Genomic DNA, 23832 nt, shown 5'->3' with positions numbered 1-23832 from the left:
CGGCCATGCAGGCATGGACCTACACCCTGATCCCGGCTGCGGCGGCCATCGTCGGCGCCGCCGTCGCGGTCAACTTCCGGCCCGGCCCCGTCCTGGTCAGCGCCATCCAGCACTTCGCGGCGGGCGTCGTCTTCGCGGCCGCCGCCGGCGAGATCCTGCCGGACCTCAAGCACGCCGGCGCGCCATGGGCGACCCTGGCCGGCGGGGCCCTGGGCGTCGCCGCCATGCTGCTCGTCAAGAGCCTGGGCAGACGCGCGAAGGGGCCCGTCGGGTTGATGTCCGTCATGGCCATCGACATCCTGGTGGACGGCCTCGTCCTCGGCATCGCCTTCGCGGCGGGAGCCAAGGCGGGCCTCCTCCTTACGGTGGCGTTGACCATCGAGGTGCTCTTCCTCGCCTGACTGTCGCCAACGAGCTCGGCGCCTCCGGCTCCTCGAAGGGCAAGGTGGTCGGCTTGACCGCGGGCATGGTGGTCCTGCTTCCGCTGGGGGCCTTGCTCGGTGGCCCCGTCGCCACCCTGTCGGCCACTGTCCAGGCCGGCTTCCTCGCCTTCGGGCTGATCGCACTGCTCTACCTTGTCACCGAGGAACTCCTGGTCGAGGCACATGAGGTCGAGGATCGCCCCTGGGTCACGGCGATGTTCTTCGCGGGCTTCCTGCTCCTGCTCCTGCTCGACCAGACCATGGGCTGACCTGAGGAATCGATGGTTCTCCAACCCGGCGAAAGCCCGCTTGGCGGTGATACCGGCCACATCGTGCTCGTCGAGGACGATGACGGCCTGCGCATGCTCGTGACCCGCCTTCTCCGGGAGGCCGGCTATCGCGTCACCGGCTGCAGGAGCGCCATTGAGTTCTGGCGCGTCCTTCCAGCCGGTGGCATCGACCTTGTCCTGCTCGACGTGATGCTTCCGGGCGCCTCCGGCCTCGACCTGCTCCGGGCGTTGCGGGCCAAAAACACGGTTCCGGTGATCATGGTCAGCGCCCGAAACGAGGAGGCCGACCGGGTGCTCGGACTGGAACTCGGCGCCGACGACTACGTGGCCAAACCCTTCGGCCGCCCGGAACTGTTGGCCCGTGTCCGGGCCGTGCTTCGCCGCGCGGCAATCGCGGCGACATCGCCCTCGGCCCCGACATCGGAGACCCTCGCCTTCGCTGGCTGGAGGCTCGACCTGCGCAGCCGATCGCTCCTGGATCCCGAGGGGGCGGCCGTCGACCTGTCCGGCGCGGAGTACGACCTCCTCTTGTTCTTCCTGGAGCACCCGGGACGTGTGCTGGGCCGCGAGATGATCCTCGAACTCTCCCGCGCCCGGCTCGGATCGCCCTCGGACCGCAGCGTCGATACCCTTGTCAGCCGCCTGCGACGCAAGCTCGAACCGCCCGAGGGGCTGCCCGCGGTCATCAAGACCATCCGCGGTGCCGGCTACATGCTCGCCTCCAAGGTAGAGCGCGCGTGAGCCGCCTCGCTCTGCTGGCCCGTAGCCTCGAAGCCCGAACGGTCGCCGTCCTGCTCCTGGCCATACTCACCGTCCACGGCGGGGCCTTGCTGCTCTACCGCCAGTCCGCGGCGGCCGCGGCGGACGATGCGTTCGCGCGCCAGGTCGCCAACCAACTCACCCTGGCGCGCGAGGCGGTGCTGAGGCGTCCTTCGTCCGAACGTGACGCCGAAGCGAAGGCTCTCTCGTCCCCACATTTCGAGCTGGGCTGGTCCAAAACCTCGCCGCTGCGCCAGGACCAAGCCGGAGACCCGGCGATGTGGTCGCTGAGATCCCGGATGGTCGCATCGGAGCCGAGCCTCGGACCCGGGCTCGCCCTGGCCATGGGCGGCGGCGGCGAGGCCATCCACGAGGAGGATCTCGCTGGTGCGCTGGCGCTCGTTGACGGAAGCTTCCTGACCTTCCACTCGGCCCATGCACCGAGCCTCGCCAGGCTTGGATCGTGGGCCTATCTCGCGACGGCGATGGCCATCCTCGTCGGCGTCGCCGCCGTCGTCCTGATCCACCGGATCGCAGGACCACTGCGCGACCTAACCCGCGCCACGGGGGAGATCGGACATGGCAAAGTCGTCCCCGTCCGGGAGGCCGGCCCCGACGAGACCCGCGAGATCGCCCGGGCCCTCAACGCGATGCAGGAGCGCATCCATCGCTTGGTGACGGAACGGACCCAGGCCCTGGCGGCCGTCTCCCATGACCTTCGCACGCCGATCGCTCGGCTTCGCCTGCGCCTCGACGGACTGCCTGAGGGACAGGAATTCCGGGGGATGGGCTCGGACCTCGACGAGATGCAGGCCATGGTCGATTCGACCTTGGCGTACCTCCGGGGCGACGCAGATCCCGAGCCGCGCCAGGTCACCAACGTCGCGAGCATCCTGATGAGCATCGCCGACGCGTCCTCGGATGCCGGACGCGACGTTTCCTATACCGGGCCTGGTCGCGCCCTCGCGACCGTGCGCCCAGTCGCCTTGCGGCGCGCACTCGACAACGTCGTCGACAACGCGGTGCGTTACGGTACCCGTGCCTGCGTCTCGCTCGCGGTGGACGTGGGGGAACTCCTGCTGACCGTCGAGGACGACGGTCCTGGCATCGCGCCCGACGAGGTTGCGAAAGCCTTCGAGCCGTTCACACGGCTTGAGGCGTCCAGGAACCGCAATACCGGCGGCACGGGGCTCGGCCTCACCATCGCCCGCCGGATCGTCGAGGCGGAGGGAGGTCGCATCGTTCTGGGTAACCGGGCGGAGGGCGGGCTACGGGTGCAGATCTCCCTACCGCGCAGCAATCGCTGACACACTTCGTCACGAACCAGGCGACCGGCAGACAAACGGGGTCGCTATCTCAAGTCTCGAAGCGGCCCGTTCGGCCGTCGGACCCCGGAGACAAGCACCATGAAGCGTACCGTCGTCGCCATTCTCACCGCTGGCCTGCTGGCAGGCCTCTCGGCTCCCGCCTTTGCCGCCGAGGACGGACATGGGAATGCGTCCAATCCCGAACGCGCCGTTCCGAACACCGGCGGCGTCTCAGGAGGGCCCGCCCATCGGGACGATCCGCGCGTGAGCGAGGCCCGCGAGATCGGCAAGGACGGCAAGCCGGTCCACTCCGACAAGGACGGGCACGCCCACGGTCATTCCCACGACAAGAAATAACAACGGCGGCAAGCCAGAGCGACCGTGAGGACGCGCCAATGCGAATGTTACCCCTCCTGGTCGTGTTCGCGTTGTTGGCCACCGGTATCGGCTGTGCCCTTGCGGCGAACGGCCGATCCGTTCCCGCCCACAACCTTCGCGGTGCGATAGTGCCCCCTCTCGTACCGTGAAGCGCCCGTCCCGATGGAACCGTCGGGGCGGGCACCGCCAACCTTCGGATGCCGGCCGGATCCCGAGGAGGCGATGACACGCTGCGCCCGAACCCAAGATGTGGTATCGACTTCAAGCCATGGCCTTCACCTCGCTTCCTTCGCGGCTGCTCACCATGATCCTCCGGATCATGGTTCTCGTCGCCTTGGCGCCGGTCGTGGGCCTCGGGCACTCCGGGCACGACCACTCAACCGAGCGAAGCGCTCCCGCGGAATACGCCGCGGTTCCGGACCACGCTGCGACCGAGATGCCGGCCGGTAAGGCGCACGACGACCAAGCCGCCGCTACGGATGCATGTTCGGGCTGCGGCTCCTGCCAAGCCTTCGTGACGCAAGCCTCCGACACTGCGCGCGGCGTCTGGGGAAAAGCCGGGTGCGTGGCGTCGGGACCGGATCTGGCCCTTCCGAGCGTGGTCCCGGAGACGCTACCCGAGCCTCCTCGATCCTTCGCATGAGACGCGCGCGCCGACGCGCCTGACGCCGCCTCCCACTCGGATGCGGCGAATGTCCCATACGAGAAGGCTTGCATCGCGATGAAGACCCGGCTTCCGGCTGCCCTTGCGGCGGCGGTCCTTACGTTCGGTTTGTGGTCGGTGGCGCCCCGGGCGCACGAAGGCCACGACCATGGCGACGAGGCCAAGTCCGCCCCCGCCGCCAACGCCCCAAGAGGCACGTCGTCGACGGATACGCTCGAATTGGTCGCCGTCGCCCGCAACGGCACCGTGTCGGTGTTCGTCGACCGGGTTGGCACCAATGAACCGGTGACGGACGCGGCCGTGACCGCGGAAACGCCAGAGGGGACCACGGAGGTCGCGGTGGCGCCCGACGGCAGCTACCGTCTCGACGCCCATTGGAGCGAGAAGCCGGGCGAGTACGACGTCCTGTTCACCGTCAAGACGGGCGGAACCTCCGACGTTTTCCCAGTCACACTGAACGTTCCCGACCTGCCCGCGCCCGAGGCCAGCGGAGGGGCCTCGGCATGGGCGACCGGGCTGGCCGTCGCCCATGACTTCCGGCAGCACCTCGGACAGGCCGACCCGCTCCCGATGATCATCGGCGGCGTCGGCTTCCTGCTGGGAGTGGCGGTGACGCTGCTGATCCGAGGTCGGCGGCTCGTTCCCGCCCTCGGAATCCTGGTCCTCGCCGCCGCGCTGCTGTTCGGGCCGCCCGCCTTCGCCCATGAAGGGCACGACCACGGCGGCGAGGGCTCACAGAAGGGAGCGGGCACGCCGATGGCGACAATGGGCGCCCAGGATTTGGCCCAGCGCATGCCGGATGGCTCGGTGTTCGTGCCTAAGCCGACCCAACGCATTCTGACCGTCCGGACCATCGTCACGGCGTCCGACGTGCTGGCCCGCACCACGGAGTTGCCGGGCCGGATCATCGCCGACCCCAACGGAAGCGGAGTGGTCCAGTCCTCCGTCGGCGGGCGCCTCTCGCCGCCGCCGTCCAACGCATTTCCGCGTCTTGGGACGCGGGTGAAGAAGGGTGAGGTGCTAGCGACCGTAACCCCGCCCGTCCAGGCGGTGGACGTCTCCGACATGCGACAGCGCCAGGGGGAGCTGGACCAGCAGATCACCATCATGGAACGCCGCGTCGAACGCTTCCGGAAGCTGGCGCCGGGCGGCTCGGTCTCGCAGGTCCAGCTGGACGACGCGCAGGCCGAGCTGAAGGGTCTGATGGACCGTCGTGCCGCCCTGGATGGCGTCCGCCAGCAGCCCGAGGCCCTGGTCGCGCCCGTCTCCGGCGTCGTCGCCGAGGCCAACGCGGTGGCCGGGCAGATGGCGAACCCGGGTGCGATGGTCTTCCACATCGTCGACCCCGCCCGGCTCTGGATCGAGGCGCTGAGCTTCGACGCACTCGCGAGCACCCAGGACGCCACGGCCCGCCTCGCCGACGGCCGGATGCTGACGCTGAAGTACATGGGTGCGGGCCTCGCCGACCGAAGCCAGGCGGTTCCGATGCACTTCGCCGTGCAGAACGCACCGGCCGAACTGCGCACGGGTCAGTTCGTCACGGTGCTGGCGGCGACCGACACCCAGCAGAAGGGCTTGGCCCTGCCGCGCGTCAGCGTGGTCCGCGGCTCGAACGGGCAGAACATCGTCTACGAGCACACGCAGCCCGAGCGCTTCGAACCGCGCGAGGTGCAGGTCGAGCCCCTCGATGCCGCCCGCGTGCTGGTCGTGTCGGGGGTTGGCCCAGGCAAGCGCATCGTGACCCAGGGCGCCGAACTCCTCAACCAGGTCCGCTGAGGGAACCGGCGCCATGTTCACCTTCCTCGTCACGCAATCCCTGCGGAACCGCCTCGTCGTCCTCGCCATCGCCGCCGTGCTTGTCGTCTACGGAGCGTTCACCGCGGTCCGGCTACCTGTCGACGTCTTCCCGGACCTAAACCGGCCCACCGTCACCATCATGACCGAGGCGGAAGGCCTCGCCCCGCAGGAAGTCGAGCAGCTCGTCACCTTCCCGCTGGAGACGCAGATGAACGGGCTGCCGGGCGTGGCCCGTGTCCGCTCCGTCTCCGGGGTCGGCTTGTCGGTCATCTACGTCGAGTTCGATTGGAACACGGAGATCTACCGCAACCGCCAGCAGGTCTCCGAACGCCTCGCGATGGCCCGCTCGCAGCTGCCCCCCACGGTCAGCCCGATGATGGGCCCGATCTCCTCAATCATGGGGCAGATCGTGATGGTGGCGGTGACTGGCGACACCGTGTCGGCCATGCAACTGCGCGAGATCGCGGACTTCACGATCCGGCCGCGCATCCTCTCCATCCCCGGCGTCGCCCAGGTCATCCCCATGGGCGGCGAGGTGCGCCAGTTCCGGGTGGCGCCCCAGCCGACGGCCCTGCGTGCACTTGGGGTCACCCATGGCCAGCTGGAGACGGCGTTGGCGCAGTTCGGCGTCAACACCGGCGGCGGCTTCACGGACCAGTACGCCCGGGAGTACCTCATCCGGAACCTCAGCCGGACGATGAACCTCGACGATTTACGCAACATGGTCGTGGCGACGGTCGAGAAGAAGCCGGTCTTCCTCCGCCAGGTCGCCGAGGTGTCGTTCGCGGCCAAGGTCAAGCGCGGCGACGCCGGTTACATGGGCGCGCCCGCCGTCGTGGTCTCGGTCGAGAAGCAGCCGGGCGTCGACACCGTGCAGCTCACCGCCGCGGTGGAGAGCGCGCTCAAGGACATCACCGCCTCCCTGCCGAAGGGCGTACGGGCCGACCGGCTGATCTTCCGGCAGGCGAACTTCATCGAGACCTCGATCCGCAACGTGGAGACGGTCCTGATGGAGGCTATCGTCGTGGTGGCGGTGGTGCTGTTCGCCTTCCTGCTCAACGTCCGGACCACCGCCATATCGCTCACCGCGATCCCCGTCTCGATCCTTGCCACCGCCGTAATCTTCCACTTCGCCGGGCTGTCAATCAACACGATGACCCTGGGCGGCCTCGCCATCGCCATCGGCGAGCTCGTCGACGATGCCGTGGTCGACGTCGAGAACATCTTCCGGCGGCTTCGGGAGAACCGGGCCGAGGGCAACCCGCGCTCGGTCTTCGACGTGGTGGTCGCGGCCTCCCAGGAGGTGCGCTCGGGCATCGTCTACGCGACCATGGTCATCGTTCTGGTGTTCGTGCCGCTGTTCGCCCTGTCGGGCATCGAGGGGCGCCTCTTCGCGCCGCTCGGCCAAGCCTACATCATCTCGATCCTGGCGAGCCTCGTCGTCTCGATCACCCTGACCCCCGTGATGGCCTACTATCTCCTCCCGGGCCTCAAGCGCCTCGACGAGCACGAGAGCGGCCTGATCCGGGTGCTCAAGCGGGGCGTGGCCGCGATGCTGCGCCCGGCCCTACGCCACGGTCGCCCGATCATGTTTCTGGCCGCCCTGGCAGTGGCCTGCGCCGGCCTGGCGGCGACGTTCCTCCCGCGGGCGTTCCTGCCCCCGTTCAACGAGGGCTCGTTCACGGTCAACATGACCTTCAATCCGGGCATCTCGCTCAGCGAAAGCAACCGGGTCGGGCTGGCGGCGGAGCGGATGCTGCTGGACATCCCCGACGTGCTCTCCATCGGACGCCGCACCGGCCGGGCCGAGCTCGACGAGCATGCCGAGGGCGTCCATTCCTCGGACCTGGAGATCGACCTGAAGGCGGGTGCTCGTTCGAAGGCTGAGCTCGTCGCCGATATCCGGAGCCGGCTGGCGGTGCTGCCTGTCAACGTCAACGTGGGCCAGCCGATCTCGCACCGCCTCGACCACATGCTCTCGGGCGTTCGGGCCGAGATCGCCCTCAAGGTCTTCGGGGAGGACCTCGACACCCTGCGCACCATTGCCGAGGACCTGCGCCGGCGCATGGCCGGCATCCCCGGGATCGCCGACCTGCAGGTCGAGAAGCAGGTGCTGATCCCGCAGCTGGAGATCCGGGTCGACTACGCCCGGGCCGCCCTTTACGGGGTGCAGCCCGCGGCCTTGGTGGAGCAGCTGAGCCGCCTCTCGAACGGCCAGGTCGTCTCTCGGGTCGTCGACGGCTATCGTCGCTTCGACGTCGTCATGCGACTGTCCGATGCGCAGCGAACCACCCAGCGCCTTGGCGACCTTCTCATCGAGACACCGTCCGGCTGGGTTCCGGCGCGGCAGATCGCCGACATCCGGGAGACGGACGGACCGAACCAAATCCTGCGCGAGAACGCGCGGCGCCGGATCGTTGTGCAGGCCAACACCGCGGCGGGCGCCGACATGGGCAAGGTCGTGGCCGGCATCAGGGAGCAACTCGCTGCCGCCAACCTGCCAAACGGCTACGTCGCGAGCCTGGAAGGCTCGTTCCAGGCCCAGGCCGAGGCCGGCCGCACCATCGGGTTGCTCTCGCTGCTGTCGCTGGCGCTGGTGTTCACGCTCCTGTTCAGCCGCTACCGCTCGGTGGTCCTCACCCTGATCATCCTGGGCAGCATCCCGCTCGCCCTGATCGGCTCCGTGGCGGCGCTCTGGATCGCCGGGCAGCCCCTTTCGGTCGCCTCGATGATCGGGTTCATCACCCTGACCGGCATCGCGACGCGCAACGGCATCCTAAAGATCAGCCACTGGCTCAACCTCGCCATCCAGGAAGGGCTGCCCTTCGGACCCGAACTTGTCATCCGCGGCAGCCTTGAGCGGCTGACACCGGTCCTGATGACCGCACTTTCAGCCGGGGTCGCGCTCGCACCGCTGCTGATCGGCGCGGACGCGCCGGGCAAGGAGATCCTGCACCCGGTCGCGGTGACGATCTTCGGCGGCCTGATCAGCGCCACCCTGCTCGATACGGTCCTTACGCCGATCCTGTTCCTGACCTTCGGCCACAAGCCCCTGGAGCGCCTGCGCGCCGAGGCCATCGCAGCTCCTCCCTCCGAAGGCATCCGCCGCACCACCCCGGTGGAAGCTTTCTGAGCCCGAACCCTCAACCCGAAGGAAAGGATTTTTCCGATGCGTACGATTCCCGCCATAGTCCTCGCCGCGTTCCTGGCCGTCTCCCATCCCGCGCAGGCCGCCGGGCCGAACGGGGGCTTGACCACCGTCGCGGACGGTCATCCCATTGAGCTGGTCAGCACCGATAAGGACCTGACGTTCTTCGTCATCGGCGAGGACGGCAAGCCCGTGGACACCGCGGGCATGACGGCCAAGGCCTTCGTGCAGGTGGGCGGCAAGACCGAGACGGTGGCGCTGAAAGGCGCCGCGCCGAACAAGCTCTCGGGAACGCTGCCGGCTCCGCTCGCCGCCGGTGCGAAGGTGGTCCTGTCCACAAAGATGCACGGTCACAACATCCAGGCACGGTTCGAGAAATAGCCGGGGGTCGGACCTTGATGCGGTCCGGCCGAGCCCAGGCTGTCGGCCTCCTCTAGGGGGCCGTAACCGGCGGGACCAAACCGCCATGTCACAAAGGATACCGACAATGATCAATTCGACCGGGATCAAGGCGGCCCTCGGGGCCGTCGCACTTGCCGCCAGCCTCATCCTAGGCGCGGGTTCTGCTATCGCCCAGCATCACGACGGCGGCCACGGTGGCAGCCGCGGAGGGTATGGCCATGGCGGCGGCTACCGTGAGGGCCATGGCGGCGGGCATGGCTACGGCCACGGCGGTGGTTACCGGAGAAGCCACGGCGGCGGGCATGGCTACGGCCACGGTGGGGGGCACCGTCGTGGTCACGGCGGCTACGGGCACGGTGGTGGCCATGGCGGTCACCGCGGTGGCCATTACTAAGGCCCGTACTCTCGGTCGTCCGGCGGAGCCTGCTTAGGCGCAGGATCTGCCGGAGGACATAGCGAGCCTCGATAAAACTTCGCGGTCTTGGCCTCGCCGGGAAGGCGCGCTCTGCTCCGCCCCCGGGAAGGCTGGTCGGCCGATGCGGATATCAGTCGTTCCAACCGTAGCAAGCGAAGTGCCCTCGGCCGTGACCATGGTGCTCGCAATCATGGCTGTGGCGGATCGAGTGATGGTCGAGGTGATTGTCCTCGTGCGCGATGTGGTCGCATTCGGCGTCGGACCGAACACATCCGAGGTACCTTCGATGAACGTGATGGTGATGATGCTGGATCAGAGTCAATCCCGGCATCATTTGCTTCTGATTTCCTGCTCCGTGCGTTCGGAAATCAGTCCTTCCAAACTCGCTGGAAAGGGCGGGACCCATGAAGCCAATTGCGATGAGACACCCAAGGACAGAATAACGAAGCTTCATTGCGTAACCTCGTGATGGCAGCGCCAGAATGAGACTATGGTTTAGATGCCACAAGGGGTTTTTCTTGTAAATTGCTTCGAGCTATGCTGGCTCGTAGGGACCGAACCCAAAAGGTCGAACCGGGTAACGGACCGTGGGAACAGCCCCCCCGGAGCGATGGGGAGTTACCATATATCACCTTCTGTGCTGCCACATATCCATCGCCTACTAACAACCTTTGAGGTGCCCAGCGCGTCCACTACCGGGGACAAATCCTGCACACTTACGGGGCTAAGCTCACAAGGATGGCTTCATCGTTGTCGAGGGGCACTGCCTCTAAGACAGGATTGCCAAGGCTCAAAAGGGTATCTCGCAGCAGAACCATCCACATGATGTGCCCCTCGATAACGGGCATGCGCTCGTGCCCCGAGGCGATGATGTCGAACGACTCCTGGATCGTCCGGTCCCTCAGGGATTCCGGGATGCAGCCCGAGCGCATCCACATGGGCGGGATGCGATCGGGGCAGCCGGGGTGCTTACAAATCGCCCGCAGGATACCCTGGATTACAGGCCGGGCAGCTTCAGCGTGCTGTTCAAGCACGAGCCGGCGCCGCGCGCCCTTTGCCGGGATCGGCAGCATCAGGCGGCCATTGTTGTGCTCCTCGTAGATCCTGTCTGTCGTGGGGATCCAGAAGCGCCGATCTTTTCCCCTGCCGGCCGTGCCGAGACATCCGTACAAAAGAGCACCGCGCGCATGACAGGCTGCCTGGAGAGCCTTGCTGGCGTCTCGGACGCTGTAGCCCACGCTCCGCAAGGCCCGCCAGGACATCCACCCGTCTATAAATTCGGGGATGTCCATCTGCCCCTGCCGGCGTCCTTGGCCTCCGAAGATCTCGCGCACGTCGAGTTCGATTAGAAACGGCGACGTCAGGCGGGGCTCGATCTTCGTCCACCCGTACTCGAAGATCTCGATTGCCTCGTCACTGTTGATGCGCCTGCGTGCCATAGCAGCCTCGGGCCTTGGGTTGGGACAGAGCGACGGTGGGGACGACGCTTGCGAGCGTCGGAATGCCGTACGCTGTCCAGATGGCTAAGCCGCGCAGAATGCTCGACATCGAGCGCGCATCGAGAACATAGCGGCGGGGCGATCGAGCCCGTCCTGCAGGGCATGGACACAAGGTCGTCCTCAACAGCGTGGAGGTTCTTAACGAAGCCAGACGGTGGGGTCCTAAGCAGAGCCATGCTTTCGAGGATTCAAGTGGCTTCAGGCGAACAGGCGTCCTCAAGCAGTCCGCGGCTTTGTGAGGCGTTCGATTGGTGAGACAAGCAAAGCAGGCTCGGCAGTCGTAGTAAATTCTTGATCGCTTTGCCCGAGAGGACGCCCGGAACTAGGAGAAGGCGAACTTACGGCCGTATGGTCAACTTACAGTTGAGGAAGGAGAGCCATTGCGAGAGGCCAACTGGATGACGAATGAGCATGTCAGGCACCGAACCATTTTGACGAACTCTATTTGAACCGAGTGGTGCGTGGGCATGCCCCTGGGCCCGGCGTGGGTCTCGTTCGAGGGCGACATCTCGCATAGAATACAAAAGTACGGCTTAAGATCTAGAACATGAGCGATTGCAGGGCCTCAGCATCGTCGTCACGCACTGGTTCGACGCGAAAACCGACGCCCACAACCATTTCTCGAAGAGCCTTAAATAGAGACGGCTTTTTCTCAAAAAAGCAGCCTTTATTTCCAGCTAGGATTGAAACTTGTTGAGCACAAGCCCAGTCACCACCTCGCCACTTTAACGTTGGCAAATAAACACCGCCGACCGTCAAAACTAAGCCAACGCTCTCTCCCTCGGGCGTCACTCCGGGAATTCGACAATCCCATGCCATTTCGATTTTTTTCAATATGAATCGCTTTGAATCGATCGAAAATCTAGAATTGATAAAGAGCGGATGGCGCTCGACTCGCTCGACCCCGTGCTGCCAATACGACAATCTACCGCCTAGCCTGGGTTCAACGTTGTAGATCAGATGGCCAGACTCAATGCAGACTTTTGGGAGTGGGATACCAGTGATTTGATCAGGGTCTTCCAGGTCTGTCTGCTCAACTCTGTATTTTCTATAATTAATAGGTCGGAGTGCAGGCGCGCGTTTAATCATGAATATCGCATCATTCAGTGCACTACGGAACGAACATGCTGCGGATTCGCGGCAATGTACGCTCGTCCATAAGGAGTTGCTGCCTGCCGCATGTTTTCGACAGCTTGTTTCCCACCATCATTCTGCTGTTCCCTCCTGTGATGTCGGGATGCGGCCGAGTCCCCGAAAGCGATATCTAAGAAGCGCGCATCCATGTATGAAGCAACGAAGAAAGCAGTTAATCTTAGTGTTCTCTGCAGTACCACCGGCTTCTCATTTTTGGAGCTGCCATCCGTCTCCACAACCTTCAAATCAAACCCCGATCCATCAAGGACAGGAGCTCCTGTAATGACATACAGAGCGCCTTGATGTGGTGCATCATCAGAAGGAACGATCGCAAAAACAGCATCGTTGTGTCTAATCTTACTATTGATAAACTTAACTTGCTGAGCAGGACCCAAAGCAGACAAAGCTACCTCGTTCTCACGAGCCTTTTCTATCATGTCTAAGGTGAAATCTTCGATCTTATTGGCCATTGGGTCCGTGGGAGGCTGAGTCAAAGCTGATGCTAAAAAAGTTTTTAGCACAAATGCCGGCTCGCGATAGGGGCCAAAAAAATATATCCACAGGCTTGCGTGTCTGCCTGTCCATGCCAGTCGCATGCGATTAAGACCTTGGAGAAGCTACAACACTCACCCAAAGCATCCTAAATAGGCCTGCCACTGAAAAACGTCTTACTGTTTATAACCGATCAGATTACCCGTAGAATATTATATCATTAGATAACATTTAACAGTTTATACACTAGGTATGCGATATAAAAACTCAAAAGCTAGCTGCATGAATTGGATACTAATATAAATGAAATCAAATCGCCCTTTACCCGGCAGTGCCGAAGCAAAGACCCGCCGAACTCCTAAAGTTAATACATCAAATCTTAGCGACGAGCAGTGCGTACTTCGAGAGCACGTACTCAATCTTGGGAAGCAAGCTTTTGGAGAGCGTTGGCTCTCACCAATGGCTGCTGCCTTGTCTGAAAAAACTGGTCGCCGTATCTCGGTGTCTCAAGTTGCTCAGTGGCAAAGTGGCGAAAGGCCAGTGCCGATTGCTCTGGTTCCCGTTTTAAACGTCATCGCACGCAATGCTGTAGAACATTTGTTGCATCGAGTTGATGAAATACAAACTCGCTGGTTTGATGCAAATATGTCGGATAGCAATCTTGACATAAGATCACTTGTTGCTCATCTTCAGAGGGAGAGTAGTATTAAGTAGATTACGAATTACTAAAATATATTTATAAATCCATGGCCTATCCGCTACATAGTAATAACTTACCTAATTTTAGCAGCTGCGCATTTACAAGTTATCCAAATTCTTCTTACATCATAATGCAAATTATCCCGGTAGTCCGGCCCTGTCAGGCGAGCTGACTCATGAGGAACCGTTGCACCTGGGAAAGACGGCGTTCCGCGTCTCCGCGCGGGGCTTGGCTAAGACTTGTAGGCGCTTTCCGGCAGGGCGGATAAGGTTCGAACCGAACAAAGAACCTTAACGGGATGCAGGCGGTTTATCCGATCGTCCACATGCGCGTTTCAGGCACGAACGGGCGGACCATATGACGTCTGGCATTGCGGCCGATGAGGCCCCAGCCATTTTGCGGGCCAAGCGGTCCTCCGCAGACACGGGCCTCCATCACCGGGACGCCGTGCGGCTCCTCTTCATACTGGCGCTGGGCAGCGAGGCGGACGAGACCGTTGGAGACGCCGGACCCGTACGGATATTCAGGGGCGAGAAGCGCGCGATGGCGATCGACTTCCTCGTTCGATACCCCGACTACCTCGCGCACGAACTCCTGAACCGTTACGAGCACGAGCGTCGGCCCGAGCAGCTGGCGGAGGTCGAGACCATCTTTGCCGCCGACGAGCCGGACGTTCGCTTAGTGAAGATGATCAGGTGGCATCGCGGGGCCTTCCAGAACATCGAGACGCCCCTTGCCATCCTGCGCTTCCATGGCTTGGTCAGGGCCCTGCGTAAGTCCGGCGGGCAGCGCCGGCATGATTTCGTCGTCGAGCCCGCTGCCTTCGCGTTCATGGACGACGCCATCCGGAGGCAGCCCGCCCTGGCCTGGTATCGGGACCGGGCCGCCCTCGTCATGAGCCTCGCCGGCTTCCGCAGCGGGTCGAGCCTGAAGGACGACCAGTACCTCCACGAGGAGTACCGGGACGCCCCGCTTGGAACCGAGATCCCGTCGATCCGCGATCGGGTGCTGGATCGGCTGAAACGGCTGAGGGGAACGCCATGACCGACACTGCGGCGACCGTCGGGGATTGGGTTGCGACCATCGCGGGCCGCGCCGGCGTCTCAACGGACGAGGTACGCGAGGTCCTGGAGCGGCACGGCATCGAGCCGCAGGCGTCGCTTCCACGCCGGCGCCGGCTCTGCCTGACCAACCTGCACCTTAAGGGCATGAAGCGCGGGACCGACGACGATCGGCCCATCGATTTCCATTGGGGACCCTTGTCCTCCGGCCTGTGGGCGGTCCTGTCCGAGGACAACTTCAGGGGAAAGTCGAGTTTGCTCAACATCGCCCAGGCGGCGTTGCGCGGCAGTTTCTCGACCGAGGTCAAGCCGGACGTCTGGGGCTGGCTCAGTCTCGTTCAGCTCGACTTCCGGGTGGACGCCTCGTCCTACCGCATAACGCTTGAGAAAGCCGCGGGAGAGAAGGACCCACGGCTCGCCCAGGCGACGCTCGCGCGTCTCGACGGCGACGAATGGTTCCGGATCCGGACGGGACCGGCCGACAAGGGCTTCGAGGATGCCGTCGCCGACAACATGATGGAGGAGTTCGGTTTCGCGAAGTTCCATGCCTTCAACAAGGATCAGGGTTCCCACACCCATGGCTGGAATTCCATCGCGGCCTCCATGTTCGTGAACGGCCCCGGCAAGGCGGTCTTCGCGGAAGTCCACCACGACGGCGTCAGCCTGCGCCTGCTGCAGCTGTTCATGGGCCTTCCGTGGGTCACCACCTACACGGCTGCGACGACGGCCTTGAAAAAGGTGACGGCGGACCGCGCGCCCGAAAAGGCCGCGGCTCCCGGCGCGGACCGCCTTTCGGCGCGCCTGGCCAGATTGGAAGCCGAGCTGGTCGAGGCGAGGAAGACGAACGACCGGCGGATCGACCGGGTCGAGCTCCGGCGGAGGCTCGTCGATGCGGACGTAAGACTCGTCACCTTGCAAACCCGGGTATCCGACGGGCGCGACGCCGAGGCCGCGCTGACGCGCCAGGTCTCCATGGCCAGCTCGTCGCTGGGGTCTTCGCGCGGGATGCTCCAGCAGCTCCTCGACGAGAAGGCGGCGGGCCTCGTCTTTCGCACGCTCCGTCCCGTGTGCTGCCCGTCCTGCGACGCCGGCCTTGATGCCCGGGCCTTCGTGGCCGCGGAGTTGAGCGGCAGCTGCGCCCTTTGCGGGACGGAGCACGTCGACGGATCCGACGAGGACATCCGCATCGAGGACCTCAAGGCCGACGTGGCCGATGCGGAGGCCACGCTCGCCAGCCTGCGAGCCCAAGCCGAGGCCGCGTCCCAGCATCAGAGGTCGACGGAGACAGCGCGGGACGGTGTTCGTAACGAGATCGACGAGATCTCCGAAGAGCTCGCATCCACCGAGGTGGCCGATGCAGAGATCAAGGTCCGGACATTGGAAGCGCAGGTCTCGCAGTTGAGGGAGATCCTAGCCGAGGCCCCGGTGGCGGCACCGGTTGCGACGGGTATCGGGGATGCGGAGATCCTGCGCCGCGTCGTCAAGGCGACGAAGGAGCTTTACGACGACCTGCAGCGTGACCTCCTCGGGGAGGTGTCCCAGGAGCTGACGGACCTTTGCCGCCGCTTCGGCATGAAGAACGTGGAGCGGATGGAGTGGTCCGCGAATAACGTCCTCAGGATCCGTCAGGGCGACGCCGACACGAACTTCTCAAGCCTCGCCGCCGGCGAGAAGCTTCGGGTTCGCATCGCGGCGGCGCTCGCGGTGATCGAGGTCGCCAGGCGCCGGCATTTCGGCAGGCACCCGGGCTTGCTTGTGCTCGACAGCCCGGCCGCCCAGGAAATGTCACCCGAACATTTCGCGGCCCTGATGCTGAGTGTGCGGGAGGTGGTGTCCCAGGCCGACGACGTGCAGGTCATCATCGGCGCCGTCGCCCGACCCGAGCTCCTCGACGTTGTGGAAGGCAGCAGAACCTTGCACCCTGGGGACGATCGATTCCTTTTCTAACGGGACAATCCGTGGCCCTGGACGTGGTGCAATGCCTGCTGGACGCCGCCGATCCCGCGGACGTCGACCTGTCGGGGACGACGGCCGATGCGCTACGCGACGCCGTCCGGGACAGGTCGACCGAGGTGGAGGGCGCGGACCTTTTCGTCGCGCTCGTCACACATCCACGGGTCGACCTGACCCAGCGCGCTGCCGAGGAAATCGTCCGCCGTTCGGCCGACGTCACCGCGATGATCGAGATCTCCGCATGGCTCGGCCGAGGCGGTCGCCTGCAAGCAACGGCGCGTTCGCTGCTCGGACGCGCCTTCCTGGCGCGCGCGGTTGAGGCAGGTCAGGACTACGGCGTCCGTTCGCATGCCCTCAAGGGGGCCATGGTCCTCGGTCAGTCCGACCGTGCCCTGCTCAAGCGCCTCCAGGCCGAACTCATCGACCTCGACGTCGAGGACGACGGCGATTTCCTTCGCCATGCCGCGCGGGTCGCGGGGGCGATACTCGCACAGGAACCCGACGACGACCTTCGGGCTGCGCTCGAACGGTTGCTGCAGGTCGGGGAAGCCGAGGACGAGGCGTCCATGGAGCTAGGGCTCGATGCCCTGCGGAATGGATTGGACGCGTCGGGACCGGAAGCGGCCCTGGGTGCCTTCGAACGGGCCCGTTCATGGTTCGCGAGGGCCGAGGAGGTCGGCGGGGACCGCGAGGACGCCCGGCTTTACGGCCAATGCGTCGATACGCTCGTGGCGTTTCAATCCGGTCGGACGCCGGCGGATCTCGCAGCCCGCATCGACGGCATCAAGGCGTCGGCCTTCGCCTATACAGCATACCTCACCGTTTCGGACCGGCCGGAGGAGATCGTTTCCTGGCTTGGCCTGAGGAACGAGGAGCGGGTGCATTGGTCGCTTCTAGGACACCGGCTTGCGTCCCTCGACCTGAGCCTGTCGAAGCAGGCATGGCTGAACGCCGCCGCGGTGATCCAGGAGGAATTGCTGACCGTCTACGCGGCGAGCCGAAGCCTCGTCGGCCGGGCGGCCGACGGCGGGCTGGAGGTCGTCCTCCGCCCGCGCATTGTGGGCGCCCTCCAGCGGGAAACCCATTCACTGGCGCTCCTCGACGAATGGATCGTGGAAAACGCCTCCTCGGGCCAGCTTCCGACCGCCACCGATCTCAGGGCGCGCGTCGCGGAGGCAAGGGAGGACGCGGTCCTCCACCGCCCTACGTCGGCGGCGGCCGGGTGCTCTCCGACCGCCGCCCTCATTGAGCTAATCCCCGAGGATCTCCGCGGATCGGCCCTTGGACGCATCGCCGCGGCCATGGCGTATCTCACCGACGCGACCACGGCGACCGTGATCGGAGACCTCTTCGACACTGTGATCCGGGATCTGCAACGGAACGCGGATTACCTACGGGACCCCGACGGCCGAACCCTCTTCGACATCGTCCTCTGGACGACCGTGCTGTTCGTCGTGATGCGCAGCAACGTCGGCGTGAGCTCCCTCGGGCGGACCCGGTACATGTTCGAGCGCGACTTGGCGAAAACCCCCTTGGAGGCGGAACTCCACGCAGATTACTTCGAATTCCTGATGGGCTCGTCCCTCGCTTCGGTTTGCCAAGCCGAGGCGAGGGACATAGGCGGCGGGCGCGTCGACATCCTGTTCTCGTTCATGCGCACGAAGATGGTGGCGGAGATCAAGCGCACCCGTCAGAAGCTCACCAACGACGGTGTTGTCCGTCGCTTCGGCCTTCAGAAAGCATCGTACGACGTCACGAACGTCCGCTACGGCATCCTGATGGTCCTGGATCTACGCGAGATCGGCGGCGGGCAGCCCGTCGTATCGGAACGCGTCTCCGTGCATCACCTTGTGCCGCGATGGGGTACCTCGGAGCACGTCATCGTGCTGTTCCGCGTGCAGGGCCGCCGCGCGACTCCTTCCAAGGTTTGAGAGCCTGTCTAAGATCATTTTGTTAGACTGTATTATTGAAACCCCATACTGGAGGATGATACCCAGTCGTTGGTTTGTACTCCGATATTGACACAGCTGGACTGCCTTCGAGTCCCCCCCGTAATCTGTTGCGTTGGCCAACTGCAACAAAGGGCCGGAGGGATGCGTCGCCGGTGACCAGGGGCAGCGTGCCGTAAGAGCCTGTTTGAGCGCGATCGCTTAGGCTGGATTGTTGAGGGCGTTGGCGGCCATGAGGCAAGCCACGCAGATGAGGCGTCCGGTTGCGACGTCGAGGCGTCCGGCCCGCTCGCGGAGAAGCCCACCCCAGTGGCTCAGCCAGCCGAAGGTGCGCTCGACGATCCAGCGCCGTTCTAGAACGACGAAGCCCTTCTGGTCCGGGTCTTTTTCGACGACCCGTCGGCGCATGCCGTGAAGGTTGCACCATTCCTCGCAGCGCTTGGCCCGGAAGACGCTGTCGAAGAGGCCCAGACGCAGGCTCGGCCAGTACGGCTTGCCCTCGTCCAGAGCCGACAGCGTGTCACAGTCCTGCACGTTGGCCGGCACGATAGCCATGGCCAGGATGTGCCCCTCGGCATCGACCATCATCACGCGTTTGCGGCCGACCATCCTCTTGGCGGCATCGTAACCGCGTGGCCCGCGCACGCCGATGCACTTGACGCTCTGGGTGTCGATGATCGCCAGCCGCGGCGTGGGACGCCGCCCGCAGCGGCGGCGCTGTCGGCGCGCGAGCGTCCGCATCAGAACCGCGAACAGGCCCTTGTCCACCCAGCGCCGGAACCATCCATAGACGGTGCGCCAGGGCAGGAAGCCATCGGGCAAGGCCCGCCATCCGCCGCCCGTCCGCAGATGCCAAGCAACGGCCGCCATCACGCGGCGCGCCGACCTGGCGTTCGGTCGGGCCGGCGGGTCAGCCCGCTCCAGGAAGCGGGCCACCTCGTCCAAGCCCGCCTCCATCACCATGTTCTTCAGACGCGCTTCATGGCGCGTCCGATGCCGGTCCGTCCACATCTGCTCTCCACGCCGCCCCGCCAGGCGGAATTCGTGTTGCTACACGAGACAGATGGGGACGGCCGGTGGAGGTCCTCAAACAGGCTCTAAGGCCTAGCCCGTCACTGCGACCGGAAAAAGGGAGCAGTCAGTTCAGAGCGGCCTGCCGATTTGGCGAAGAGGGCGAAAGGTCGTTCCGTTCGGGTCGGGAACCTCCGCAGAGCGGCCCCCCGGTTCCCGGGTCCGGGCCCGCCGCGCCCCTAAGCCTCCATACCCCCTGCGGCATTTTGTCAATCCGCATTTCACTTCCGAGGCCAGACAATGCCCTGTGGCCCTTTTTGAGATGGAGTTGGGGGATTCTTCCAGTGACCTCCATTCGGCCGGCGTAGCCCCCGAAATTATGCCCCCTAGCCCCATCAGCACAGCTTCCCCAGCGGTGATGTATTCTTCCAAGTAGTTCTCAGAGTTGACGCGGTGGCGCACCGTATATTGCCCTAGACGTAGGCCAGACTCGCAAGCACCCTTTGGTATTCGTGTCGGTGTGGTGCCCGGCTCGACCCCCTGTGAGTGAGCTGGCAGACATGAGTAACGACTGGACTGGGGAGCGGGATCGCGCCCTCGATTTCCACTGGCGAGTGCCTGAAGGCATCCTCGCCTCCGCTGGCGTCCCCGCCTGCCCCGACCGAAAGCATGACGCCGCCCGGCGCTCGATCCTGGCCGCCGTCTGCATCGCGGCTGACACTGCGCCCGGGGAGGGGGCCTGGATCAGCTACTCGCGCCGCCGCGCGTTCTACGCGAACCAAAGCCGCTACCAGGGTCTCGCCTACAGCTACGACCGGGTCCTGCGCGTCGTCGACGAGCTCCTCGACCTTGGTCTCATTGAGGAGATGCGCGCCTCCCCCGGCGCCCATCTGCTCCCCAACGCGCGTCAGTCCAGGATCCGCGCGACGCCGGACTTGATCCACGCCTACCGCGACGCGCCCTTCGAGTACGAGACGAAACGCTCCCGCCTCATCCTGAAGGACGAGGCCGGCGACGTCATCGGCTACGATCCGACCCGTCAGACCCGGCGCCTCGAAGCGGAGCTCGACCGCATCAACGCCTACCTCGGCACCGTCTCGGTAACGATGCCGACGGGCGACGGATGGGAACACGCCACGCGCGTCGTCCGCGCCCGCAACGACAAGCGGGGGACCTGGGCCTGCGTGGTGCCGACCCCATTGCCCGAGGCCTACCGCGTGTTCGGGCGGGGGCGCTGGGATCGCCACGGCCGGCTCTACGGCTGGTGGCAGAGCCTCCCCAAGGGCGCCCGCAAGGACCTCCTCATCAACGGTGAGGTCTGCGTCGAGCCGGACTTCGCCACGCTCCACCCAAGGATCCTCTACGCGGCACGGGGGCACGTCCTGCGTCACGATCCCTACGAGACAGGGACGTTCCCCCGTGCCGAGGGCAAGCTCGCCTTGAACGTCGCCCTGAACGCCAAGACCATGAACGCGGCCGCGGCGGCCCTCATGGACAAGGACACCTGGGGGCACGGCTGGGACTACACCCGCGGCCTGCTCAAGGCCGTCGTAGCGCGGAACGCTCCCATCGCCAAGGACATCGGAGCCGACCGTGGGATCCGCTGCATGGCCGTGGACAGCGCCATGGCCGTGGACGTTCTGAATGCCTGCGAGAAGGCGTCCGTCCCCTGCCTCCCTGTCCACGACTCCTTCATCGTCCCAGCGTCCCACGGAGCCTGGATGGAGGCGAAAATGGACGAAATCCTGACGGGTGTTCTCGGCGCCGTAACCCGTTCTCCTGCAACAATAATCGGTTGACCCATTCCTCATATGGGCCTTTTGGGCCCGGCGGGCCCGTCTCGGGCCCGCCTCTCATCTCTCCTTCTCTTCTCCCTCCGCCCTCCCTGGATAGGTCTCAGGAGGTCGGGTGTCCCGCCGCCTCCCAGGATGTGTCTCAGGGGGTCGGGTGTCCCGCCGCCCTCCCAGGATGTGTCTCAGGGGGTCGGGTGTCCCGCCGCCCTCCCAGGATGTATCTTGGGGGGTACGGTATCCCGCCCGTCTTAGGATGGGTCTCAGACCCGCAAACCTTCCAGGATGAGGCTCAGCTATCCTACTCTCAGGCCGTCGGTTTCTCGGTTCTGTGCTTGTGGGTCTCTGCCCTGTCCGGTACAGTCAGAGGGCTCGCACAGGGTCTTGATGCACCACATCATGCGGAACCCCTCGCCACAGGTTGGCGGGGGGTTCTACGTTTCAGGGGGGCTAGCCCCGGCATGTGTTGGCGGGTGCACGGCCTGATCCGAGCCTGACCATGCCGGGCCTTCCGCTCCCTTTCCGCCCGGTCACCTAGACGCGGGCGCCCTCGTGGCAGCCTGCGTCCCTTTGGGATCAGGGTCATGCCGAGCCACCGCGACGTCCCCACCATCGTCACCCGCTTCGACCTGCGGTGGGACCGGTAGACGTGCTGCCGGGATCTCCGGGGCCGCGCGTTCCCCCGAGTATTTGGTACTGGAGGTACTGCGCCCGGTCCGGCTGGATCCGCAGGTAGGCGGCCGCGTCCTTGCCCCCGGCGTTGTCGAGAGATGCCTCGAACAGCCCGATGTCTCCCGTCGTGAACGGGGTCGGTCGATCGAGCACGGCCGGCATGGCCTCGATCACGGCCAACCTCGCGCGCCGCCCCGCGACGTTCAAGGCGTCGACGATGGCGGGCGCGAAGGAGCGCTCGACGAAGACGTCGACCTCAGAGGCGTAGGCGGAGACGTCGAACTCGATCTGGATCTTCATGGGGGCAGCCTCCCCCCGGCCGGTGCACCCGGCAACACACGGGCCGACGTCGGGCGCACGGCGGCCCGGTTCGGGCGCACGTCAGCCTACAGTATGAACAACCCGTTCAGGTTGGCGTAACAAGTGACGCGTTCCTTGCATGCCCCGGGGGTATGCTGCCTTCATGAGAGAGCCCAGCTACCACCCCGTCCACAGCTACATGGAAACAGGCGCCCGCCGGATCGGGAGGATCCGTCGCCAGACGGCCAACCGCATGCGCGACCTGCGGCAGCGCTGGCGCGACGTCGGCCGTCCGGATCCGGCGACGCTCGATCGGGCCGTGGTCGACGCCCTTCGCGACGCCGTCCACGCCCTCGTCGTGGACGGGGTCGTAGTGGGCACGCTCGATCCCGCGGACATCATCCGGCGGACGGCCCATCAGCTCGTGGAGCGGACGCAGCGCGCCAAAGAAGCAGGCAAGGAGGGCGTTGTCTACGACCGGAACGAAGTCGCGGACGCGCTTCGCCTGCGCCTGCTCTCGCCCCCGAAAGCCGGCGTCATCGTGTGACGGCAATTTCCGTTTCTCCCGATAGGAGTAACGGGAGGACAGCCCTCGACGTCTCAAAACGACCGCTCGTAACTGTTCGGTAACCACGGCCTGTGGAAATCCGAAAAACGGCTTGCCACCGATTCGCGCCCAGGTGCCTCATAGGGTGGTGAGATCGCCCAGCCCCAGAGACGCCCGATGAGCCACTTCGCCCAACTTTCCATGGAAGCCGGCTCCCGCGTATTCCAGACGGCAGCCCTTGGGGCATACGCCGTCGACACGTTCTTTTCGGAGATCGACAGGCAGCGTCAGGCCGGCGTCTCCTCCGTCGAGTGCCTCGTCGCCGAGCTCGCCCGCACGCGCCAGTCCGCTGCCGCCGCCCATGCCGAGGTCGTCCGTCTCCGTGCAGAGCTCGCATCCTGTGCGGGCGCCCTCGGGGCGGAGCGGGCCCGGGCCGAGGTGGCCGAGCGCGACCGGGACAAGGTCTTCAAGGCAATCGGCTACCGCCCATAAGAAAAGCCCGCCGGAGCGATCCGGCGGGCTTGATGCGGGGAGGGCGGGTTGATCAGCGTCGGTAGGAGTACTGCGGCGTGAACCCCAACTCCGCCAGCGCCTCCGTAAGATCCGTCGTGCGGCTCGGACCGCCTGTTCCGCCCGTAGCGCCCTTGCTCGCGACGTGGCGGACCGGCTCGGCGGGGACGGCGGGGAGGTGGAAGGGACCGTCCGCCGAAGAGCCCCCGAGGCCCGCGTTGATGTGCTTCTGCAGGCGCTCGCTAGGGCAGCCGATCACGTGCCCGAGCTGCGTCGAGGACAGGCCGGCGATCCACGAAGCCAGGGGAGCCGGAAGGGGAACCGGCAGGTCGTGCCTTTGATGAGTGAAGAGCCGCGCGCGGGCATGCTGCCGGACAAGCTCAGCGACGGGGTGGAGATCCGCCCTGACCTCGGAAGCGGGGGCGACGGGATGGGCCTGCGCAACGTCGAGCGCGGCCGCCGCGACGCTCTCCGCCGTGGGGCGGGGGCGGAAGCCGAGGATCTCGAAGGGGAGCCGCAGGACCCCGAGGATGGCGGCGATTAGAGCGGCGAAGAAACGGGCGAACATGGGGGGCTCCTGAAGGCAGGGATGCTCCCCGCCGGTCATGGGATGATGCCTCACGGCGCGGAAA

At 65.2% G+C, this 23832-nt stretch carries 21 protein-coding genes and 1 pseudogene; 15 read left to right on the top strand and 7 right to left on the bottom strand.

What is annotated here, in order from left to right; genetic code table 11:
• The first annotated feature begins 5 nt into the window (after positions 1–5).
• From BM249_RS12050 to BM249_RS12015, 7 genes and pseudogenes are all read left to right on the top strand, one after another.
• A pseudogene (locus BM249_RS12050) lies at positions 6–691 on the top strand (ZIP family metal transporter).
• Positions 692–703: 12 nt separating this feature from the next.
• Complete coding sequence (locus BM249_RS12045; RefSeq protein ID WP_091972178.1) at positions 704–1453, top strand: response regulator transcription factor; 750 nt, start codon at positions 704–706, stop codon at positions 1451–1453.
• Positions 1450–2778 (top strand): ATP-binding protein, encoded by a 1329-nt coding sequence (locus BM249_RS12040; RefSeq protein ID WP_056355122.1) that lies wholly within the window; start codon positions 1450–1452, stop codon positions 2776–2778. The genes BM249_RS12045 and BM249_RS12040 overlap by 4 nt, the downstream gene beginning before the upstream one ends.
• A 99-nt stretch (positions 2779–2877) precedes the next feature.
• Complete coding sequence (locus BM249_RS12035) at positions 2878–3135, top strand: hypothetical protein (RefSeq protein WP_056355125.1); 258 nt, start codon at positions 2878–2880, stop codon at positions 3133–3135.
• Positions 3136–3877: 742 nt separating this feature from the next.
• The gene (locus BM249_RS12025; protein WP_056355134.1) at positions 3878–5596 is read left to right on the top strand and encodes an efflux RND transporter periplasmic adaptor subunit; all 1719 of its coding nucleotides are present in this window, start codon (positions 3878–3880) and stop codon (positions 5594–5596) included.
• 13 nt (positions 5597–5609) lie between these two features.
• Positions 5610–8750 (top strand): efflux RND transporter permease subunit, encoded by a 3141-nt coding sequence (locus BM249_RS12020; RefSeq protein ID WP_056355137.1) that lies wholly within the window; start codon positions 5610–5612, stop codon positions 8748–8750.
• A 36-nt stretch (positions 8751–8786) separates the two neighbouring features.
• Complete coding sequence (locus tag BM249_RS12015) at positions 8787–9146, top strand: hypothetical protein (RefSeq protein ID WP_056355141.1); 360 nt, start codon at positions 8787–8789, stop codon at positions 9144–9146.
• 169 nt (positions 9147–9315) lie between these two features.
• On the opposite strand, the gene BM249_RS21690 is transcribed toward BM249_RS12015, so the two are convergent.
• On the bottom strand, positions 9316–9555 hold the full coding sequence (locus BM249_RS21690) for a hypothetical protein (RefSeq protein WP_056355143.1): 240 nt from the start codon (positions 9553–9555) through the stop codon (positions 9316–9318).
• A gap of 196 nt (positions 9556–9751) precedes the next feature.
• Here BM249_RS21690 and BM249_RS21315 point away from each other — a divergent pair, with 196 nt between their 5' ends.
• On the top strand, positions 9752–10051 hold the full coding sequence (locus BM249_RS21315; RefSeq protein ID WP_143103754.1) for a hypothetical protein: 300 nt from the start codon (positions 9752–9754) through the stop codon (positions 10049–10051).
• Positions 10052–10298: 247 nt separating this feature from the next.
• Here the strand turns inward: BM249_RS21315 and BM249_RS12005 are convergent, their stop codons facing one another.
• The 3 genes from BM249_RS12005 to BM249_RS21305 form a co-directional block, all read right to left on the bottom strand.
• Positions 10299–11021, bottom strand: a complete 723-nt coding sequence (locus BM249_RS12005) for a hypothetical protein (RefSeq protein ID WP_056355145.1) — start codon at positions 11019–11021, stop codon at positions 10299–10301.
• Between the two features lie 600 nt (positions 11022–11621).
• Complete coding sequence (locus tag BM249_RS21310) at positions 11622–12170, bottom strand: hypothetical protein (RefSeq protein WP_143103753.1); 549 nt, start codon at positions 12168–12170, stop codon at positions 11622–11624.
• Positions 12171–12184: 14 nt separating this feature from the next.
• Positions 12185–12685, bottom strand: a complete 501-nt coding sequence (locus tag BM249_RS21305) for a hypothetical protein (RefSeq protein WP_143103752.1) — start codon at positions 12683–12685, stop codon at positions 12185–12187.
• Between the two features lie 325 nt (positions 12686–13010).
• Between BM249_RS21305 and BM249_RS21300 the strand changes: the two genes are divergently transcribed.
• The 4 genes from BM249_RS21300 to BM249_RS11990 all read left to right on the top strand — a co-directional run bounded on the left by BM249_RS21300 (position 13011) and on the right by BM249_RS11990 (position 18352).
• On the top strand, positions 13011–13421 hold the full coding sequence (locus BM249_RS21300) for a hypothetical protein (RefSeq protein ID WP_143103751.1): 411 nt from the start codon (positions 13011–13013) through the stop codon (positions 13419–13421).
• Positions 13422–13854: 433 nt separating this feature from the next.
• On the top strand, positions 13855–14451 hold the full coding sequence (locus BM249_RS12000) for a hypothetical protein (RefSeq protein WP_244528723.1): 597 nt from the start codon (positions 13855–13857) through the stop codon (positions 14449–14451).
• Positions 14452–14723: 272 nt separating this feature from the next.
• Positions 14724–16415: a hypothetical protein gene (locus BM249_RS11995; protein ID WP_244528722.1), complete on the top strand. Its 1692-nt coding sequence runs from the start codon at positions 14724–14726 to the stop codon at positions 16413–16415.
• An 11-nt stretch (positions 16416–16426) separates the two neighbouring features.
• A complete protein-coding gene (locus BM249_RS11990) occupies positions 16427–18352 on the top strand; it encodes a hypothetical protein (RefSeq protein WP_091972172.1) in 1926 nt (641 codons plus the stop codon).
• Positions 18353–18571: 219 nt separating this feature from the next.
• On the opposite strand, the gene BM249_RS11985 is transcribed toward BM249_RS11990, so the two are convergent.
• Complete coding sequence (locus BM249_RS11985) at positions 18572–19306, bottom strand: IS5 family transposase (protein WP_244528727.1); 735 nt, start codon at positions 19304–19306, stop codon at positions 18572–18574.
• Positions 19307–19941: 635 nt separating this feature from the next.
• On the opposite strand from BM249_RS11985, the gene BM249_RS11980 reads away from it, so the two are divergent.
• Positions 19942–21180: a hypothetical protein gene (locus BM249_RS11980; RefSeq protein WP_143103750.1), complete on the top strand. Its 1239-nt coding sequence runs from the start codon at positions 19942–19944 to the stop codon at positions 21178–21180.
• 606 nt (positions 21181–21786) lie between these two features.
• Here BM249_RS11980 and BM249_RS11975 read toward each other — a convergent pair.
• On the bottom strand, positions 21787–22143 hold the full coding sequence (locus BM249_RS11975) for a hypothetical protein (protein ID WP_091972165.1): 357 nt from the start codon (positions 22141–22143) through the stop codon (positions 21787–21789).
• Between the two features lie 163 nt (positions 22144–22306).
• Between BM249_RS11975 and BM249_RS11970 the strand changes: the two genes are divergently transcribed.
• On the top strand, positions 22307–22690 hold the full coding sequence (locus tag BM249_RS11970) for a hypothetical protein (RefSeq protein ID WP_143103749.1): 384 nt from the start codon (positions 22307–22309) through the stop codon (positions 22688–22690).
• A gap of 177 nt (positions 22691–22867) precedes the next feature.
• Positions 22868–23182, top strand: coding sequence for a hypothetical protein (locus tag BM249_RS11965; protein ID WP_091972161.1), 315 nt, complete (start codon positions 22868–22870; stop codon positions 23180–23182).
• A gap of 52 nt (positions 23183–23234) precedes the next feature.
• On the opposite strand, the gene BM249_RS11960 is transcribed toward BM249_RS11965, so the two are convergent.
• Positions 23235–23768, bottom strand: a complete 534-nt coding sequence (locus BM249_RS11960) for a hypothetical protein (protein ID WP_091972159.1) — start codon at positions 23766–23768, stop codon at positions 23235–23237.
• Between the last annotated feature and the right edge of the window lie 64 nt (positions 23769–23832).

The sequence above is a fragment of the Methylobacterium gossipiicola genome (genome assembly GCF_900113485.1).
GTDB lineage: Bacteria > Pseudomonadota > Alphaproteobacteria > Rhizobiales > Beijerinckiaceae > Methylobacterium > Methylobacterium gossipiicola.
Note: the sequence above shows the minus strand (reverse complement) of the source record. Positions and strands in the feature narration are given on the sequence as shown.

What these genes read in the sequence shown, in the direction of transcription:
- BM249_RS21300 (WP_143103751.1), top strand. Translation starts at nt 13,011, where the DNA reads ATGAAATCAAATCGCCCTTTACCCGGCAGTGCCGAAGCAAAGACCCGC.
- BM249_RS12005 (WP_056355145.1), bottom strand. Translation starts at nt 11,021, where the DNA reads ATGGCACGCAGGCGCATCAACAGTGACGAGGCAATCGAGATCTTCGAG.
- BM249_RS21310 (WP_143103753.1), bottom strand. Translation starts at nt 12,170, where the DNA reads ATGATTAAACGCGCGCCTGCACTCCGACCTATTAATTATAGAAAATAC.
- BM249_RS21690 (WP_056355143.1), bottom strand. Translation starts at nt 9,555, where the DNA reads ATGGCCACCGCGGTGACCGCCATGGCCACCACCGTGCCCGTAGCCGCC.
- BM249_RS12020 (WP_056355137.1), top strand. Translation starts at nt 5,610, where the DNA reads ATGTTCACCTTCCTCGTCACGCAATCCCTGCGGAACCGCCTCGTCGTC.
- BM249_RS11975 (WP_091972165.1), bottom strand. Translation starts at nt 22,143, where the DNA reads ATGAAGATCCAGATCGAGTTCGACGTCTCCGCCTACGCCTCTGAGGTC.
- BM249_RS11970 (WP_143103749.1), top strand. Translation starts at nt 22,307, where the DNA reads ATGAGAGAGCCCAGCTACCACCCCGTCCACAGCTACATGGAAACAGGC.
- BM249_RS11980 (WP_143103750.1), top strand. Translation starts at nt 19,942, where the DNA reads ATGAGTAACGACTGGACTGGGGAGCGGGATCGCGCCCTCGATTTCCAC.
- BM249_RS11960 (WP_091972159.1), bottom strand. Translation starts at nt 23,768, where the DNA reads ATGTTCGCCCGTTTCTTCGCCGCTCTAATCGCCGCCATCCTCGGGGTC.
- BM249_RS11965 (WP_091972161.1), top strand. Translation starts at nt 22,868, where the DNA reads ATGAGCCACTTCGCCCAACTTTCCATGGAAGCCGGCTCCCGCGTATTC.
- BM249_RS12035 (WP_056355125.1), top strand. Translation starts at nt 2,878, where the DNA reads ATGAAGCGTACCGTCGTCGCCATTCTCACCGCTGGCCTGCTGGCAGGC.
- BM249_RS12045 (WP_091972178.1), top strand. Translation starts at nt 704, where the DNA reads ATGGTTCTCCAACCCGGCGAAAGCCCGCTTGGCGGTGATACCGGCCAC.
- BM249_RS12025 (WP_056355134.1), top strand. Translation starts at nt 3,878, where the DNA reads ATGAAGACCCGGCTTCCGGCTGCCCTTGCGGCGGCGGTCCTTACGTTC.
- BM249_RS21305 (WP_143103752.1), bottom strand. Translation starts at nt 12,685, where the DNA reads ATGGCCAATAAGATCGAAGATTTCACCTTAGACATGATAGAAAAGGCT.
- BM249_RS12015 (WP_056355141.1), top strand. Translation starts at nt 8,787, where the DNA reads ATGCGTACGATTCCCGCCATAGTCCTCGCCGCGTTCCTGGCCGTCTCC.